Source organism: Microbacterium sp. 22195 (genome assembly GCF_052056515.1).
Lineage (GTDB): Bacteria > Actinomycetota > Actinomycetes > Actinomycetales > Microbacteriaceae > Microbacterium.
The window spans coordinates 300,540-316,368 of sequence record NZ_JBQEPE010000004.1 but is presented as its reverse complement, the minus strand read 5'-3'; the positions used below and the strand labels follow the sequence as shown (position 1 = coordinate 316,368).

Below are 15,829 nucleotides of genomic sequence, written 5' to 3'. Positions count from 1 at the left end.
TCCGGGAAGCGGCGCACCTCTCTGCGAGCAGGCCTCAGACCGAGCGGCCGCCCAGCGGGGCCTTGGCCGCGTACACGCCGCTGCCCGACTCGAACGAGACAGCCAGCACCGGCGACGCCTTGGTGCCCACCAGGCTGTCCCCGTTGCCGGTGGCGGCCGTGCGGGCTCCGAAGCGCAGCTCCGCCCGGCCCGACTTCACCTGCGCCTCAGCGCTGCCGACGACCTGCTCGCCGTCCCACAGGAACACCCGGGCCGTGCCGGCGCGGGGCGTCTGCAGTGCGACGGTGACGATGCCGGCCGCGATCGACGACTTCAGCACCTTGAGCGGGTGGTCGGTCGGCGAGAAGCCTCCGAGGGGGACCTGATCGACGGCGGACTGCAGGATGGACTGCGGTGAGCCGACCGAGCGGGCCGCGGTGTCGGGCAGGATCGGCTTCTTCGGCTTCGACCCGGCATCCTGCACGCCGTCGAGGGTGATGATGCCCCAGCGCCACGGGTCGGCGCGCATGCCCGGGAACGTCGACCAGCCGACACGGTTCTGCGCGGCCTTGTTCTGGGTGTCCGAGTCGTTGATCACGACATTGAAGCCGACGTGCTGCGGGTCGAGGTTGTCGGGGAGCACCGCGAACGGGATCTTCACCTCCATGTCGTAGCCGGTGTACTCGGCCGTGGTGGAGGCCATCTTCACCTGGACCTGCATCCCCGGCGCGGTGACGGCGGCCTCGCCCTGCCAGTTGTCGCGGTCGCGGCCGACTCCGGGCGCGCCCGTCATCGAGTCCATCGACGGCATGATGCCGGCGATGAAGGTCTGCGCCGTGTTGCCCGCCGTGCCGCGAGGGTCGATGTAGATCTCGACGGAGTCCGTGCGCCGCTGGCGCTTGTTGTCGGAAGCAGGGAGGATCGTCCCGCGGATGTCGTCGAGGACCGAGATGAACAGGTAGAAGTTCGCGTCGTCGTGCGTGATCCACGTCTTCGCGCTGATCGTCGGGTTCTTGCCGCCCATCGGGCTGCCGTCCCAGATCGTGTCGACGGGGATCGCCTCGCCGGGGTACTCGCCTTCGCGCCGGACGGCGTCGATCACCGGAGCGGATGCCGTGCGCTGCACGGCGTAGGTGGGCACGAGGTTCATGGTGACGGCGCGCTCGGCGCTGCCGGCCTCGCTCGTCGCGGTCACCGTCACCGGCCAGCTGCCCTTGTTGGGGGCGCGGTTGGCGGTGGGGATCGAGGTGTCGGTGTTGGTGACCTCGAAACTGACGGTGGTGGTCGCGCCGGCGGCGAGGCCCGAGTACGACTGCTGCGCCGGCGAGGCGGCGAAGCCTGCGGGCAGCGTCAGCGAGACCGAGCCGGAGCGGCTCTGCGCGGAGAAGTTCTCGACGATCACCTCGAGCGTCCGCGTCCGGCCCTGACCCACGGGGAACAGCTCGGGGACCAGCACGTCGAGGTGCTTCATCCCCAGTCCGGCGGTCCAGGAGCGGAACTTCTGGATCTCCTCGAGCGGACGGATCGTCGCCTCCACGGCTCCCGCGACGCGCAGCTGCGCGAAGGTGGTGCCGCTGGCCCCGCCCGCGGTGAGCGTGGCATCCACCCGCACCTGCGTGCCGGCGACGGCATCCGATCCGGCCGTGAGCCGGAACGTCGCCCGGTGCGACCGGCCCCGGTTCAGCGCCGGCACGTCGACCGCGCCGCCGGCGGACCATCCGGTGGGAGCGCCGAGCGCGAGCCGCCCGGCGGGGAGCTTCGCATCGGCAGGGGCGGTCACCGTCACCTGGATCTCGACGTCCTCTCCGGCGACGACCTCGAACCGCGCGGGGCGCACATCGATCAGCGTGCCGAACGGGAGCCCGCCGTCGATCGGCAGGGCGGCGCCGCGCAGCGCCGCGTCTCCGCCGGAGCGCGGGTCGGCGAGCGGGGAGCGGGAGTGGATGACCGTGAACCACGAGTTCGAGATCTTCGCGGGATCGGTCGTTCCCGGCGCGAACTCGGCCCAGCCCTGCGTCACGTACGCCCACCGGGCGAGGTCGAGCATCTCGGACCAGCGCTTGCCGTTGCGCTGGCTGGGAGTGCCGTTCCAGCAGCCGAACACGACGTCGGAGGCCACGGTCGGGGTGTAGCCCGCGGCGACGCCGCCCTCGCCCGCCGCGCCCGAGCCGTTGGCGCCCGCGCGCAGGATGCGGCGCGGCTGCCACGGCTCGAAGCCCTCGGCGAAGTGCTCCGGATAGCGCTGCGGGTCGCCCGCCGCGAGGTAGGCCTCGACCGCGAACATGGCCGCCTGCTGGTGGTTGCCGTGGTTGCCCTCGACCGCCGACGGGTTCATCGTCACGATGACGTCGGGGCGCGTGGCGCGCACGACGCGCACGATGCGGCTGAGCACCGCGGCGCCGTCCCACACCTGGTACGACAGCGGCGCGCTCGCGGTGTAGTAGAAGTCGAGACCATCCAGATTGAACACGTTCTCGATACCGGCGTAGCCGACCGCCTTGCGCTCCTCGGCCTCGCGCATCATGCCGAGGGGCGGTCCCTCCTCGAGGCCGACCGCGTTGCCGCCGCCCTCGCCGCGGGTCACGGTGATGACGCCGGCCTTCATGCCCAGGTATTCGTTCCACTGGCCGAAGACGCCGAGGTTCCCCGCCTCGTCGTCCGGGTGGGCGCCGATGAAGAGCACGTTGAGCTTGACGGCATCGCGCGGGGCGTCCGCGAGCGCCTGCTCCGCGGCGGTGAGACCCGAGACCTGCGCGCCGGTGAAGGCGGCGGCGATGCCGAAGGCGCCTCCCGCCTTGAACAGGTTCCGACGCGTCAGAGAGAAGCCGGAGACTTCCTGAAGATCGTTCATTGGGGGACCAGACCTTTCACACGGGCGCACCTCGATGTGGCGCTCCATGCCGTCGATGAGAGGGGGAGCAACACTTATTTTCTGAACAGAAATAAGTGTTGCTCCCATTCCACTGGTCGGCGGGCGGGCCGTCAACGGCGGAAAATAAGTCCTGATCGCGGGTCTAACGCGGGCGGTGGCCCTCTCGCGCCAGCATCACGGCGCCGCGCAGCGAGGCATCGGGACCGAAGTCCGACAGCACGAGCTCGGGCGGGTACGGGAGCGCCCTGACGAGGCACTCGGTCAGCGGCTCGAGCAGCGCACCGCCCGCCCGGGTCATCCCGCCGCCGACGGCGATCCGCGACGGGTCGACGGTCAGAGCCGCCGTGACGAGATGCCTGGCGATCTCGTCCACCGCCTCCGCCCACATCCGCGCTGCGGCGTCGGAGTGCGCGGCCTCGGCGACGAGACCGGCCGTGTCGGTGGCCGTGACCTCGGGGGAGGCCGCCACGCGCCCGTCCAGTCCGAGACCCCCGGCGAACTCCTCCAGGGTGAGCGTCGGCCTGCCCCGGTCGCGCACCGGACCCACGATGCCGTAGCCCACCTCGCCCGCGGCGCCGTGCGCGCCGCGCAGAACGGCTCCGCCGATGACGGGGGCGATCGCGATGCCGGTGCCGAGATTGACGTACATGCCCACGTCCACGCCCTGCAGGCGACCCTCACGGCATTCTGCGAGGGCGGCCGCCTTCACGTCGTTCTCGATCGTGAGTGCGGTGACTCCGAACTCGTCGCGCAGCCGCGTGCCCAGCTCGAGATCGGACCAGCCGATCACGTTCGGCGCGAGCTCGACACGATCCTCGAACACGATGCCGGGCGTGGAGACGCCGATCGCCCCGATCGGCCCATGGCGCTCCGCCAGCGCGCGGGCGCAGTCGAAGGCGCGATCGAGCACGCTGTGCGCCTGCTCGCCCCGTGCGATCCGCAGGCGGGCCTCGTCGGATCGCCCCTCCGAGGTCTCCACCCGAAGCGCCACCTTCGTGCCGCCGAAGTCCATCCCGAGGACGTTCATGCCCGGACCCTCCGCGGTCACGCTCGAAGCTCGGACGCCGCCGCGACGAGGTCATCGGACACGGCGTCGAGGTGCGCGCGGACGTCCGAACGCCACCGGCGGAACTCCTGTGCGGTCTCCTGGCGTGCCGCTGCCATCCGGGCCACCTCGCTCGGAGCGGCACCTCCGGTCGACGTGCGCACGGCGACGAAGTTGTCCGCGTCGAGCGCGCGCGCCAGGTCCTCGGGCGTGAGCGAGACGTCGCGTCCGGCCACCTCGGTCGTCACCTCGTGCACGCGGGCCGGGTCGATCGAGCGGATGTCGGTGATGCCGGCGGCATCCGCCTCGCGCACGATGCGGGAGACGATCGTGTGCGCCTGCGTGAACGTCAGGCCGCCGTCGCGCACCAGCGTGTCGGCCAGCTCCGTCGCGTTCGCGAAGGAGGCCAGGGCGCGCTCGCGCATCACCGCCGTGTTCACCTGGATGGTGCCGAGCACTCCGGTGAGCAGCTGCAGCACGTCGGTGAGCGTGTCAACGGCGCGCCACGCGTACGGCTGCAGGTCGTCCTCCGTGTCGACGATGTCACCGAAGGGAGTGTTGTGCATCATCGTCAGGACCGTCGCGGCGCTCGCGGACGCGGCCGACAGCAGCGACCGCGAGTGCTCGATCGAGACGGGATTCCGCTTCTGCGGCATGATCGACGAGATCTGCACGTAGGGGGCGGCCACCCGGTAGAGCCCGAACTCGGCCGTGCACCACGTCAGGAAGTCGACGCAGCTGCGGCCCGTGTCGATGGCCATGAGCTGCAGGGCGATCGCCGAATGCGCGATGTAGTCGGTCGCGGCGACCGCATCGTACGAGTTCTCGACCAGGCCGCGGAAGCCGAGCAGACGCGCCATGTGCTCGCGGTCGATCCCGAAGCCCGTGCCGGTGAGCGCGGCACCGCCCATGGGGGAGTGGTCCAGGCTCTCGTAGGCCTGCTCGACGCGACGGATGTCGCGGCCCAGCACGTCCGCGATCGCGAGGAAGCGATGCCCCAGGATCGACGGCTGCGCGGGCTGGGTGTGGGTGTGCTCCAGCGACAGCGTGTCGGAGTGCTCCGCACCCAGGCGCACGAGCGTCTCGTACAGCTCGCCCGCGGCATCCAGCACCCGCAGCAGCTGGCGGCGCATGACCATGCGGTACAGCGTCATGCCCATGTCGTTGCGACTGCGGGCCGTGTGCAGGCTGCCGGTCACCTCGCCGCCGATGCGCATCATCTCGTGCTCGACGGTGAAGAACAGGTCCTCGAACTGACCGGTGTACTCGCTCGCGGCCAGCGCGTCGAGGTCGAGCTCGTCGATCGAGCGCGCGATCACCGCGGCATCCGCGTCGTTCAGGATCCCCGCCTCGTGCAGCATCACCAGATGCGCACGGTGGATCTCGATCATCGACGGCAGCAGCATCCGCTTCGCCTGGTCGTAGGCGGGACGGAGCACGGCAGTGGTGTAGCTCTCGCCGGGGAAGGTGTCTCCATCGCGCTGGATGATCTCGTCGCGGTTCATTCTTCTTCTCTCTCAGATGGACGGTCGCCGACGTGTCGCCGGCATCCGGGGGATGTGTCAGAGGGCAGGGGCGAGGGCCTGCTTCGCCTCCATGCGGCGGGTGACGATCAGCACGCCGAGCACCAGGAGCACCTGGATCATGCCGTACACCGATCCGGTGCCGATGTTGCCCTGGTAGTTCTCGTTGTTGATCGCGATCGACAGGGGGACCCAGGCCGGCGTGTAGATCAGGATGCTGGCGACGAACTCGCCCACGCCGTCGACGAACGCGAGCAGCGCGCCGGCCATGATGCCGCGTGAGATCAGCGGCAGCACGACCCTCCGGAAGGCGTACCACCAGCTGGCGCCGAGGCTGCGCGCGGCATCCTCGATGTTCGGGTCCAGCTGCGAGAACGACGCGAACGTGGAACGGAAGATCAGCGGGTTGAACCTCACGAAGTAGGCCAGCGGAAGGATGGCGAACGTGCCCACGAGCACCTGGCCGAACGCGAACGGCGAGGGGCTGGAGAACGCGGTGATCAGGTTGATCGCGACGACGGTGCCGGGCAGCGCCCAGGGGAGCATGATCGCGATGTCCAGCGCGAGCTTGCCGCGGAAGTGCATGCGGCTCATCACGTAGGCGGCACCCGCGCCGAGGATCATCGCGCCGCCGACGGCGATCACGCTCATCAGCAGGGAGTTGGTCACCGGTCGCCAGAACTCGGCGCCGTCGAAGAGCTGCGCCCACCACTCGAGGGTGTAGCCCGTGGGCAGCACGCTGCGCAGCCAGCCGCCCTTCGCGGTGAACGAGAGCACCGCGATCATGATGATCGGCAGCACCAGGAACACGGTCGTGGGCACGGCGATGACGAACAGCAGCACCTTCACCGGGGCGGAGGTGACCGTCGAGCGCTTGCGTCCGCCGCCCTTGGACTGCGTGCGGTAGACCTTGCGCTGCTCGTACGAGCGGATGATCGCGAGGAACACGATGGAGATGATCGCGAGCGTGGTGGAGATGATCGATGCCAGGCGCATGTCGCCGTTGGTCTTCGCGATCACGATCTGCTGCGTCATCACGTCGGTGTACTGGAACAGCAGCGGGGCCGTGTACGACGACATCGCCGACATGAAGGTGATCAGCGACCCGGCGACCAGCGCCGGGGTGAGCATCGGCAGCACGACCTTGGCCCACACCCGGGCCCTGCCCGCGCCCATCGACTCGGCCGCCTCCTCCAGGGACGCGTCGGCGTTCGAGAGCGCCGCGGAGACGGTGAGGAAGAAGTAGGGGTACATCGTCATGGCGTGCACGATGAGGACGCCGGCGAGTCCCTGCAGCCAGAACATCTTCTGGTCCATGCCGAACCACTCCTGCATGGCGAACGGGATGCGTCCGCCGACGCCGAAGAGCAGCTTGAACGACCACACGCCCATCAGCGGCGGCAGCGCGATCGGCAGCAGCGCCAGCACCTGGCAGACGCGGCGGCCGGGGAACTCCCACCGCGTGAGCAGGATCGCCACCAGGGTTCCGAGCAGGCCCGCGCACAGCACGGACAGCAGGGACAGCACGATCGACCCGCCGATGGCGGACGTCTGCGTGGGATTCGCGAAGAAGTCGCTCCACGCCTTGAACGAGAAGCCCAGCACCGCGGCCTTGTCCTGGGAGACGCTGCGCCGGGCGGTGGCGATCATGGGCCCGATCACATAGCCGAGCAGCACGACCATCAGCAGGATGAGCGTGAGCACGGTGGACCAGCGGCGCCGGATCCACGGCGGGCGCTTCGACGGGCCGGTGACCCGCTGCGCGTTCGTCAGCGTCGTCATCACTGCTCCGCCGGGACGCAGTACGCGGCATCCGCCGGCAGCACGACGCGCAGGGCGTCGCCGCGCTGCGGCCGGGCGTGGGTGCCGGTCAGGTCGACCTTGATGCGGCCGAGCGGCGTGTCGAGCTCGCAGGACAGCGAGTACCCGACGAAGTCGATGTCGGCGACCGTGCCGGAGACGACGTTGGCCGTCTCTCCGGATGCCGCCGGGCGCAGGCTCTCCGCGCGGACCGTGGCGATCAGGGCGGAGCCGGGCTCGAAGGAGACCCCTGGCGCCGCGTTCTCGACGAGCACCTCCAGCGCGCTGCCGTCGGAGAGCTCGAGAGAGGCGCGCCCGCCGTCCACTCGGCGGACGGTCGCGGGCAGGAGGTTGTTGCGCCCGAGGAACCCAGCGACGAACGCGGTCCGAGGACGGCTGTACACCTCGTCGGGCGTTCCGACCTGGTGCACCACCGCGGTGTTCATCACGGCGATGCGGGTCGACATCGCGAGCGCCTCCGCCTGGTCGTGCGTGACGTAGACCGAGGTGATCCCGGTCTCGGCGTGCAGGTCGCGCAGCGCCCCGCGCATCTCGAGACGCAGCTTGGCGTCGAGGTTGGACATCGGCTCGTCCAGCAGCAGCAGCTGAGGCCGGAAGACGAGCGCCCGGGCGAGCGCGACGCGCTGCTGCTGCCCGCCCGAGAGCTCGTCGACGCGGGCGCCCGCCTGAGCGGACAGCCCCACCTGTGCCAGAACGTCGCTGATGCGACGCGAGGCCTCGGCCTTCTGCACCTTGCGCACGTCGAGTCCGAATCCGACGTTGCGGGTGACGGACATGTGCGGGAACAGCGCGTAGTTCTGGAAGACCAGACCCACGTCGCGCTTGTTCGCCGGCGCGTACGTCACGTCGCGGTCGTCGAAGTGGATCGTGCCGTCGTCGGGCTCCTCGAACCCGGCGATCATCCGCAGCGTCGTCGACTTGCCGCATCCCGACGGCCCGAGCAGGGTGAAGAACTCCCCGTCGGCGATCGTCAGGTCGATGCCGTCGACGACGGTGCCCGAGCGGGCGAACGACTTGCGGAGCTGGTGCAGTGTGACCGAGACCATGCGTCAGATCAGCCCTTGTCCTTGATGTTGTCGGCCCAGTACGTCATCCACTCGTCCTGGTGCTCCGCGAACACGGCCCAGTCGATCTTCATCTCCTTGAGCTTGAAGTCCTTCATCCAGTCCGGCTGGTCGGCCGAGGGGATGTCCATCGCGGGGATCTGGTAGTAGTCCGTGGCGAGCTTGGCCTGCATCTTGGGCTCCATCAGGAAGTCCATGAACGCCTGGGCGGCGGCCTGCTGCTTCTCGTTCTTGATGATGCCGACGCCGTCGACCAGCACCGGAGCGCCCGACTTCGGCATGACGTAGCCCCACGGCCGGTTGTTCTTCAGCGGCTGGATCAGGGCGTCCTGCATGTTCCAGACGGTGACCTGGCCGGTGCCCTGGTCGAGCTGGGTGTACATGTCATCCGGGGTCGCGGCGTAGGACACCGTGTTCGCGTCGATCTTCTTCAGCAGGTCGTAGCCGGCGTCGGGCTTGCTGTCCTTAGCGAACGCCGAGTAGACCATCGAGGCGTAGATCGTGCGCATCGTGCCCGAGGGCATGACGTCGCGGATCACGATCTTGTCCTTCCACTCCGGCTCGGCGAGGTCGGCCCAGTCCTGCGGCGCGGACTTCTCGTCCAGCAGGTCGGAGTTGTAGATGATGACCTCGGGCAGCAGCATCTCGGCGATCCACTGGTTCTTCGGGTCCTTGTACTTCGCGTCGACCGCGTCGCCGTTCTTCGGCTCGTAGGCGGCCAGCAGGCCCTCCTTCGCCGCCTGCTCGAACTGCTGCTGCGTGCCTCCCCAGAGGAAGCCGGCCTGCGGGTTGCCTGCCTCGGCGCGCATGCGGTCGAGGTTGTCCTGGGCGCCGGCGATCACCGTGGTGACCTTGCCCGCGTAGTCGGGGTTGGCCTTCTCGAACTCCGAGACGACCCAGGCGACCTCGTCCTTGTCGCGACCCGTGTAGATCGTCAGGCTCTCGCTGGGCGTGACCTTCGAGCCGCCGTCGGTGGGCGCCTCGCTCTTGGGCGGGGCGACGTCGCCGGCGCAACCGCTCAGCAGCAGGGCTCCGGCGGTGGCGATCGCGGTGACTGCCGCCAGACGGCGGCGTGTGATGTGTGCCTTCATGTTCTTCCTCGTCGAAGTGATGCGGCGGGTGCCGCGGGATGGATGGTGATCGGTGCGGGTGGGATGGATGCTCATAGACCTCCGGCCAGGAGCTGCTGCCAGCAGCGGTTGAGCGCGGCGTCGAGGATGGCATCCGGTTTCGGGTGGGCGGATCGGACGTCCGGGAGGAACGGGAGCTCGCCGCGCAGCGGCTCGAGCATCTCGCGGTGCTCCGCCTCGCGGAACGCCCGGGCATGGCCGCCCAGGAGGATGACGTGCGGGTCGAGCAGGGCCGTGATCACGGCGATCGCGTGCGAGAACGCCGTCAGCACGTCGGCGCGGATGCGCACGGCGGCGGGGTCGCCGGCATCCGCGAGCGCGAGCAGTCGATCCACCGCGGGCTCGGATCCGGTGTGCCCCGCGGCCTCCAGCCGTGCCGCGATGGCGAGGGTGGAGGTGGTGTCCTCGAAGTCTGTGCGGTCGTTCGCGCTCAGCGGCGACAGGCCGATCTCGCCGGCCGCGCCGTGGTCGCCCTCGATCAGGCGCCCCGCGGCGATGATGCCGGCACCGATTCCCCGGGCGCCGAGATAGAGGTAGACGGCGTTGCGGGCCGCGCGACCGTCCAGGGTGCGCCGCTCCGAGGCCATCATGAGGTTCACGTCGTTGTCGATCGTGACGACCACGCCGAACCGCTCCCGCAGCATGGTGCGCAGCGGGACCTCCTCGCTCCAGCCGAGGTCGGGGGCGGCGCTGACGTTCCCGGTCTCCGCGTCGACGACGCCCGGGACGGCGACGCCGATGCCGAGCACGCGCGGCGTGCGAGCGATCAGCTGCGCGACCGTCTCGATGATCGACTCCGGGCTCACCACCCCCGCGATCGGATCGGCGCTGGTCTCCGCGATGATGCCGCCGTGGAGGTTGACGCAGCGGGCCCGCAGCCCCTCGGCCGTGCACGACACCGCCAGCAGGGCGCCGTGGTCGCGGACGACCTCCAGACGCACGGGCGGGCGCCCGATCGCCTGGGCCTGAGCGCCGACCTCGCGCAGGATGCCGTCATCGATCAGCCCTCGCACGAGCCGGGTGATCAGCGAGGAGCTCACTCCGAACTGCTCGACCAGGTCGGAGCGGCTCTTGCGCTGCTCGTGCAGCGCGCCGACCACCCGCGCGCGCTGCGTGCTGCGGTCGTCGAGGGCGAGGGTGGAGCGGGGCATCAGCGGGCCTCCGGTTCCGTGGTCGGCTGCTCAGGGAGCAGCTCGGTCTCGTATCCGGGGGTTCGGCGCCGCCCGCCCTTCACGCGGATGAACCACTCGCGATCCTGGATGCGCATGCCTCGGCCCGAGGCCAGCACCCAGTAGTCGCCCTTGACGGTGAGCTGGGTCCGGTGGCAGGCGAGTGCGGCGGTCTTCGCGGCGAGCTGCGCGGAGACGTCGAACTCGACGTCGATCTCGTCGTCGTCGTGCACGCCGTCGGGGTACTCGGCGGGGTCGGGGTCGACCCAGAGCCCGAGCTCCGCGGCGTGCCCGGCGAGTTCGGTCAGGTCCGCCACGATCAGCTCGCGCGGAACGGCCGTCCAGTAGACGAACGGCACGTCCCACACCGGAAGGACGGATCGGGCGGCGGGGTCGGCGGCGAGCTCGATGCCCCGCATGGCGACGCGGTGGGTCTGGATGTGATCGGGGTGCCCGTAACCGCCGTTCGGGTCGTAGGTGATCACGGCGGTCGGCCTGGTCTCGCGGATGATCTCCGCCATGAGAAGGCCCGCCTCGTCGAGGTCCGCCTGCCAGAAGGCATCGGGCCGGTCGTTCGCGGGGATGCCCATGCGCCCGGAGTCGCGGAAGCGGCCCGCCCCGCCCAGGTAGCGGTGATCCGTGACGCCGAGCGCGGTCATGGCGTCGCTGAGCTCTCGCGCGCGCTCCGGGCCGAGCTGATCGTCCTCGTCGACATACAGGTGCTGCAACTCGGGGACGGCGATCCGGCCCTGCTCGCCCTGGGTCGATGTGACCACGGTGACGCCGTGTCCTTCGGCGACGAGGCGGGCGATGGTGCCGCCGGTCGCGCAGCTCTCGTCGTCGGGATGCGCGTGGGCGAGAAGCACGTGCGGGACGTCTGCCATGGCGATCTCCTCTGATCATCGGGGGCTGCTTCGGGGGAGCTGACTTTGATTCTGACAGCAAGAATCAAAGTGCGACAGGCTGGAAAATAAGTCCCCGACCACCTCAAGTTGATAATGGTTCTCATTAACGATTAGCATGAGGGCATGCGAAAGATCCTGGTCTCCGCGGCGCTCGCCGCCTCATCCCTGCTCGTCCTCGCCGGTTGCGCGGCCGGTCCCGCCGACGGATCGAAGGACGGCGGGACCGGCGATGGCCGGGTTCAGGTGGTCGCCTCGACCAACGTCTACGGCGACATCGTGCGGCAGATCGCCGGTGACCGGGCTGAGGTCACCAGCCTGATCGATGACGCGGCCAAGGACCCGCACTCCTACGAGGCCACCGCCCGCGACCGGCTCGCCGTGCAGAAGGCCGACCTCATCATCGAGAACGGCGGCGGCTACGACTCGTTCATGGAGACCCTGCGCGAGGGCTCCGACGCCCCGGTCATCGTCGCGGCGGAGTTCTCCCACGACTACCCGGGCGACCCCCACGAGCATGAGGACGCATCGACGCCGGAGCCCACGGGCGACGCGCACGACGAGCACGACGACCACGCCGACGCGGATGACGACCACGCCGGTCACGATCACATCGAGGGCTTCAACGAGCACGTCTGGTTCGACGTGCACACCATCACCCACGTCGTGGAGCAGGTGACCGCCGACCTCGTGAAGCTCGATGCGGCAGGCAAGGCCGACTACGAGGCGGCCTCGGAGAAGTTCATCGGCGAGCTCACCGGCTTCGAGACCCAGCTGGAGGGGCTGCACGCCGAGCTCGAGGGCACGAAGGTCGTGATGACCGAGCCGCTGCCCGGGCTGCTGGCGGCGGCCGCAGGGCTCGACGATGTGACTCCGGAGGGCTTCGCATCCGCTGTGGAGGAGGGCAACGACGTGCCGCCGGCCATCCTGCTCGAGACCACGCGTCTCATCTCCTCCGGAGAGGTCAAGGCCGTGCTGGCGAACGCGCAGACCGGTGGCGGCGAGACCGACAAGGTCGAGCAGGCCGCGAAGGACGCCGGCGTGCCCGTGCTGACCTTCAGCGAGCTGCTGAAGTCGGATCAGACGTACGCTGAGTGGATGCACGCCGCGATCACGGACCTCGCCGCCGCTCTCCACCGATGAGCCGCGCTTCCGCAGCCGCCGACGCCTCGGGCGCGGCCGCACCGGGAGCACCCGTACTCGGCATCTCGGCCGCCGCGCTGCATCGCGGTGGCCGGGAGCTGTGGGCGGGGCTCGAGCTGGAGGTGAACCCGGGGGAGTTCATCGCCGTCCTCGGCCCGTCCGGTTCCGGCAAGACCACCCTGCTGCGCAGCATCCTGGGTCTCCAGTCGCTGTCGGCCGGGAGCATCCGCGTCGGCGGGACGCCGGTGCGGCGGGGTGACTCCCGCATCGGCTACGTGCCCCAGCAGCGTCCGCTTCCCCCCGACACGAGCATGCGGGCGCGGGACCTGATCGCGCTGGGCGTGACGGGAACGCGGTTCGGGCTTCCCATTCCTCGCCGCGACGACCGCGCGCGCGTCGACGCCCTGCTCGAGGGCGTGGGCGCCGCGCACTACGCCGATCGCCGGGTGGGCCTGCTCTCGGGCGGTGAGCAGCAGCGGCTGCGGGTCGGGCAGGCGCTCGCCGATCAGCCCATGCTGCTGCTGTGCGACGAGCCGCTGTCGAACCTCGACCTGGCCAACCAGCGCGGCATCACCGAGATCATCGACAGGCAGCGCCGCGAGCACGGAGCCGCCGTGCTGTTCGTCACGCACGACGTCAATCCCATCCTCGGCCTGGTCGACCGCATCCTCTACATCGCGGGCGGCCGGTTCGTGCTGGGCACGCCCGACGAGGTGCTGCAGACCAGCGTGCTCAGCGCGCTGTACGGCACACCGGTGTTCGTGATGCGCACGGGCGGGCGGCTCGTGGTGGTCGGCGTGCCGGATGCCGAGCCGCATCACGACCATGACCACGAAGAGCCCGTCTCGGGAGGTGCGGCATGATCCCGATGCTCGACTGGGGCGACATCTTCTCGTTCCAGGACTACGGCGACCTGCTCGTGCTCCTGACCAACTCCCTGATCGCCGGCGCCGTGCTCGGCATCGTCGGCGGGCTGGTCGGCGTCTTCGTCATGCAGCGGGACCTGGCCTTCGCGGTGCACGGCGTGAGCGAGCTGTCGTTCGCGGGCGCCGCGGCGGCCCTGCTGTTCGGCGGGAGCGTCGTGCTGGGGTCGATAGGCGGGGCGCTCGTGGCGGCCATGCTCATCGGGATCCTCGGTTCCCGTGCCCGCGACCGCAACTCGATCGTGGGCGTGCTCATGCCCTTCGGGCTCGGCCTGGGCATCCTGTTCCTCTCTCTGGTGCAGGGGCGCACGGCCAATCGCTTCGGACTGCTCACCGGGCAGATCGTCGCGGTCTCCAGTCCCGATCTGGGCTGGCTGATCGGCATCAGCCTCGCGGTGCTCGCGGGCCTGCTGCTGATGTGGCATCCGCTGCGCTTCGACTCCCTCGATCCGGAGTCCGCCGCCGCGCGCGGCGTGCCGGTGCGCGCGGTCAGCCTGCTGTTCATGGTGCTGCTCGGGCTGATCGTGGCCGTGAGCGTGCACATCATCGGGGCGCTGCTCGTGCTGGCGCTGCTCGTCACGCCCGCGGCCGCCGCCATGCGCGTGTCGGCGGGGCCGGTGGCCGTGCCGCTGCTGGCTGCGCTGTTCGGATTCGTGTCGGCGGTGGGCGGCATCCTGCTCGCGCTGGCGGGAAGCCTGCCGGTCAGTCCCTACATCACGACGATCTCGTTCCTCATCTATCTCGGATGCTGGGGAGCGCAGCGCCTCCGCACCCGCGTGCGGCGTCTGGCCTGACGCGGGTGCGGGCGCGGGTGCGGACTCAGGCGTCCGGGTCGCCGTACATCGCGGCGACGTCCTTCGAGGAGAGCCATCGCTTGTACGTCTCCTCCTGGGGCCAGCCCTCGGGCACGTCCTGCCACTCCTCCTGACGTCCGTAGGGCAGCACGTCCGCGATCGCGAACGACAGCATGAACTGCTCGGCTCCGCGCCCGGTCGTGGTCCAGGTGCGGTAGACGTCGTCGCCGTCGCGCAGGAACACGTTGTAGGCGAAGCCCTCGCCCGGACCCGCGTCGACGTCGGCGCCGAAGGTGCTGCCGGCGGAGGAGAACCACGTCATCTGGTTCCCGACGCGCTTCTTGTAGGCGAGCACCTCGTCCATCGGCCCGTTCGTGACGATCACGAACCGCACGTCCAGTTCCGAGAGCAGGTCCGGGCGGGTCCAGGATGCCGTGGCGCCGGTGCATCCGGGGCACTGCCAGCGGTTCCCGTCGCTCCACATGTGGTGATAGGTGACCAGCTGGCTCCTGCCGTCGAACACCTCGGCGAGCGTGACGGTCGAGCCGTCCTCGGCGGTCAGCCGGTACTCGGGCAGCTTCACGGCGGGCAGGCGGCGGCGGGCCGCGGCGATGGCGTCGAGCTCGCGGGTGGCGGCCTTCTCGCGCACGCGCAGCTCGGCCAGCGCCTCGCGCCACGTCGGCTCATCGACGACAGGGGGCAGTGCGGTCATGATCACTCCTATGTTCACGGTGTCCACATCTGATATGTTCACACCGTACACATCCGTCGGCGAGAGGACAAGGGGTTGGCCTATCATCACGGCGACCTTGCAGTCGCACTGGTCGACGCCGGGCTCGAGCTGACCCGCGACGGCGGCCTCGAGGCGCTCACCCTGCGCGAGGTCACCCGTCGCGCCGGTGTCTCGCCGAACGCCGCCTACCGGCACTTCCCGAATCTGGATGCGCTCCGCGAGGCGGTGGCCGACGCAGTCCTCGCCCGCGTGGCCGAGGGCATGACCCGATCGACGGATGCCGATGCCTCGGCGCGCCTGCGCACGGTCGGCCTGGCATACATCGACTTCGCGCTGGCCGAGCCGGGGTGGTTCTCGGTCGCGTTCTTCGGCGGCCGTCGGCTCGGGCCGGGCGACGTGGCCGCGACCCCCGCGTTCCGGGCTCTCGCCGACGCGCTCTCCGACCTGGTGGAGGCGGGCGAGGTCGCCGCGGACACCGCGACCTCCGCAGCCTGGTCGTGCTGGGCCACCGTGCACGGGTTCGCCGAGCTCTGCCTGCACGGTCCGCTGGCCGCTCTGCCGGCATCCGAGCAGCGCCGCCTGGCGGCATCCGCCGTCGACGCGATCATCTCCGGCATCCGCTCCTGACGCAGCTGTCCTGACGCCGCCCGGCCCCACCGCGGCGTCGACTGCACGACATCTCGCCCAGTGCACGGCTCGTTCGCGCGAGGTTCCCGTGCGCTCGGCGAGGT

13 protein-coding genes are annotated in these 15,829 nt (G+C 70.2%); 4 read left to right on the top strand and 9 right to left on the bottom strand.

Annotated elements, in window-relative coordinates; all coding sequences use genetic code 11:
- Positions 1 to 34: 34 nt before the first annotated feature.
- The 8 genes from ACTJJ4_RS14135 to mshB all read right to left on the bottom strand — a co-directional run bounded on the left by ACTJJ4_RS14135 (position 35) and on the right by mshB (position 11,487).
- On the bottom strand, positions 35 to 2,830 hold the full coding sequence (locus ACTJJ4_RS14135; protein WP_440943921.1) for a PIG-L family deacetylase: 2,796 nt from the start codon (positions 2,828 to 2,830) through the stop codon (positions 35 to 37).
- A 163-nt stretch (positions 2,831 to 2,993) separates the two neighbouring features.
- Positions 2,994 to 3,878: an ROK family protein gene (locus tag ACTJJ4_RS14130; RefSeq protein WP_440943920.1), complete on the bottom strand. Its 885-nt coding sequence runs from the start codon at positions 3,876 to 3,878 to the stop codon at positions 2,994 to 2,996.
- A gap of 17 nt (positions 3,879 to 3,895) precedes the next feature.
- Entirely contained in the window at positions 3,896 to 5,401 is a 1,506-nt protein-coding gene (gene argH, locus ACTJJ4_RS14125) for an argininosuccinate lyase (RefSeq protein ID WP_440943919.1), read from the bottom strand.
- A 57-nt stretch (positions 5,402 to 5,458) separates the two neighbouring features.
- On the bottom strand, positions 5,459 to 7,201 hold the full coding sequence (locus tag ACTJJ4_RS14120) for an ABC transporter permease (RefSeq protein ID WP_440943918.1): 1,743 nt from the start codon (positions 7,199 to 7,201) through the stop codon (positions 5,459 to 5,461).
- Positions 7,201 to 8,286 carry an ABC transporter ATP-binding protein gene (locus tag ACTJJ4_RS14115; protein WP_440943917.1) on the bottom strand — a complete coding sequence of 362 codons (1,086 nt, stop codon included), beginning with the start codon at positions 8,284 to 8,286 and terminating at the stop codon, positions 7,201 to 7,203. The genes ACTJJ4_RS14120 and ACTJJ4_RS14115 overlap by 1 nt, the downstream gene beginning before the upstream one ends.
- 8 nt (positions 8,287 to 8,294) lie before the next feature.
- Positions 8,295 to 9,395, bottom strand: coding sequence for an extracellular solute-binding protein (locus tag ACTJJ4_RS14110; RefSeq protein ID WP_440943916.1), 1,101 nt, complete (start codon positions 9,393 to 9,395; stop codon positions 8,295 to 8,297).
- Between the two features lie 71 nt (positions 9,396 to 9,466).
- A complete protein-coding gene (locus ACTJJ4_RS14105) occupies positions 9,467 to 10,585 on the bottom strand; it encodes an ROK family protein (protein WP_440943915.1) in 1,119 nt (372 codons plus the stop codon).
- On the bottom strand, positions 10,585 to 11,487 hold the full coding sequence (mshB, locus tag ACTJJ4_RS14100; RefSeq protein WP_440943914.1) for an N-acetyl-1-D-myo-inositol-2-amino-2-deoxy-alpha-D-glucopyranoside deacetylase: 903 nt from the start codon (positions 11,485 to 11,487) through the stop codon (positions 10,585 to 10,587). The genes ACTJJ4_RS14105 and mshB overlap by 1 nt, the downstream gene beginning before the upstream one ends.
- A gap of 144 nt (positions 11,488 to 11,631) precedes the next feature.
- On the opposite strand from mshB, the gene ACTJJ4_RS14095 reads away from it, so the two are divergent.
- The 3 genes from ACTJJ4_RS14095 to ACTJJ4_RS14085 are packed head-to-tail and all read left to right on the top strand — an operon-like array spanning position 11,632 to position 14,365.
- The gene (locus ACTJJ4_RS14095; protein WP_440943913.1) at positions 11,632 to 12,648 is read left to right on the top strand and encodes a metal ABC transporter solute-binding protein, Zn/Mn family; all 1,017 of its coding nucleotides are present in this window, start codon (positions 11,632 to 11,634) and stop codon (positions 12,646 to 12,648) included.
- Positions 12,645 to 13,511 (top strand): metal ABC transporter ATP-binding protein, encoded by an 867-nt coding sequence (locus ACTJJ4_RS14090; protein WP_440943912.1) that lies wholly within the window; start codon positions 12,645 to 12,647, stop codon positions 13,509 to 13,511. Before ACTJJ4_RS14095 ends, ACTJJ4_RS14090 begins: the two co-directional genes overlap by 4 nt.
- Positions 13,512 to 13,516: 5 nt before the next feature.
- Positions 13,517 to 14,365 (top strand): metal ABC transporter permease, encoded by an 849-nt coding sequence (locus ACTJJ4_RS14085; RefSeq protein WP_440943929.1) that lies wholly within the window; start codon positions 13,517 to 13,519, stop codon positions 14,363 to 14,365.
- 25 nt (positions 14,366 to 14,390) lie between these two features.
- Here ACTJJ4_RS14085 and ACTJJ4_RS14080 read toward each other — a convergent pair whose 3' ends face one another.
- Positions 14,391 to 15,077 carry a DUF899 family protein gene (locus ACTJJ4_RS14080; protein WP_440943911.1) on the bottom strand — a complete coding sequence of 229 codons (687 nt, stop codon included), beginning with the start codon at positions 15,075 to 15,077 and terminating at the stop codon, positions 14,391 to 14,393.
- Between the two features lie 75 nt (positions 15,078 to 15,152).
- Between ACTJJ4_RS14080 and ACTJJ4_RS14075 the strand changes: the two genes are divergently transcribed.
- A complete protein-coding gene (locus ACTJJ4_RS14075; protein ID WP_440943910.1) occupies positions 15,153 to 15,725 on the top strand; it encodes a TetR/AcrR family transcriptional regulator in 573 nt (190 codons plus the stop codon).
- The last annotated feature ends 104 nt before the right edge of the window (positions 15,726 to 15,829 follow it).

Excerpts from the sequence above, each read along its gene's own strand:
- ACTJJ4_RS14135 (WP_440943921.1), bottom strand. The coding sequence starts at position 2,830 with ATGAACGATCTTCAGGAAGTCTCCGGCTTCTCTCTGACGCGTCGGAAC.
- ACTJJ4_RS14130 (WP_440943920.1), bottom strand. The coding sequence starts at position 3,878 with ATGAACGTCCTCGGGATGGACTTCGGCGGCACGAAGGTGGCGCTTCGG.
- argH (WP_440943919.1), bottom strand. The coding sequence starts at position 5,401 with ATGAACCGCGACGAGATCATCCAGCGCGATGGAGACACCTTCCCCGGC.
- ACTJJ4_RS14120 (WP_440943918.1), bottom strand. The coding sequence starts at position 7,201 with ATGACGACGCTGACGAACGCGCAGCGGGTCACCGGCCCGTCGAAGCGC.
- ACTJJ4_RS14115 (WP_440943917.1), bottom strand. The coding sequence starts at position 8,286 with ATGGTCTCGGTCACACTGCACCAGCTCCGCAAGTCGTTCGCCCGCTCG.
- ACTJJ4_RS14110 (WP_440943916.1), bottom strand. The coding sequence starts at position 9,395 with ATGAAGGCACACATCACACGCCGCCGTCTGGCGGCAGTCACCGCGATC.
- ACTJJ4_RS14105 (WP_440943915.1), bottom strand. The coding sequence starts at position 10,585 with ATGCCCCGCTCCACCCTCGCCCTCGACGACCGCAGCACGCAGCGCGCG.
- mshB (WP_440943914.1), bottom strand. The coding sequence starts at position 11,487 with ATGGCAGACGTCCCGCACGTGCTTCTCGCCCACGCGCATCCCGACGAC.
- ACTJJ4_RS14095 (WP_440943913.1), top strand. The coding sequence starts at position 11,632 with ATGCGAAAGATCCTGGTCTCCGCGGCGCTCGCCGCCTCATCCCTGCTC.
- ACTJJ4_RS14090 (WP_440943912.1), top strand. The coding sequence starts at position 12,645 with ATGAGCCGCGCTTCCGCAGCCGCCGACGCCTCGGGCGCGGCCGCACCG.
- ACTJJ4_RS14085 (WP_440943929.1), top strand. The coding sequence starts at position 13,517 with ATGCTCGACTGGGGCGACATCTTCTCGTTCCAGGACTACGGCGACCTG.
- ACTJJ4_RS14080 (WP_440943911.1), bottom strand. The coding sequence starts at position 15,077 with ATGACCGCACTGCCCCCTGTCGTCGATGAGCCGACGTGGCGCGAGGCG.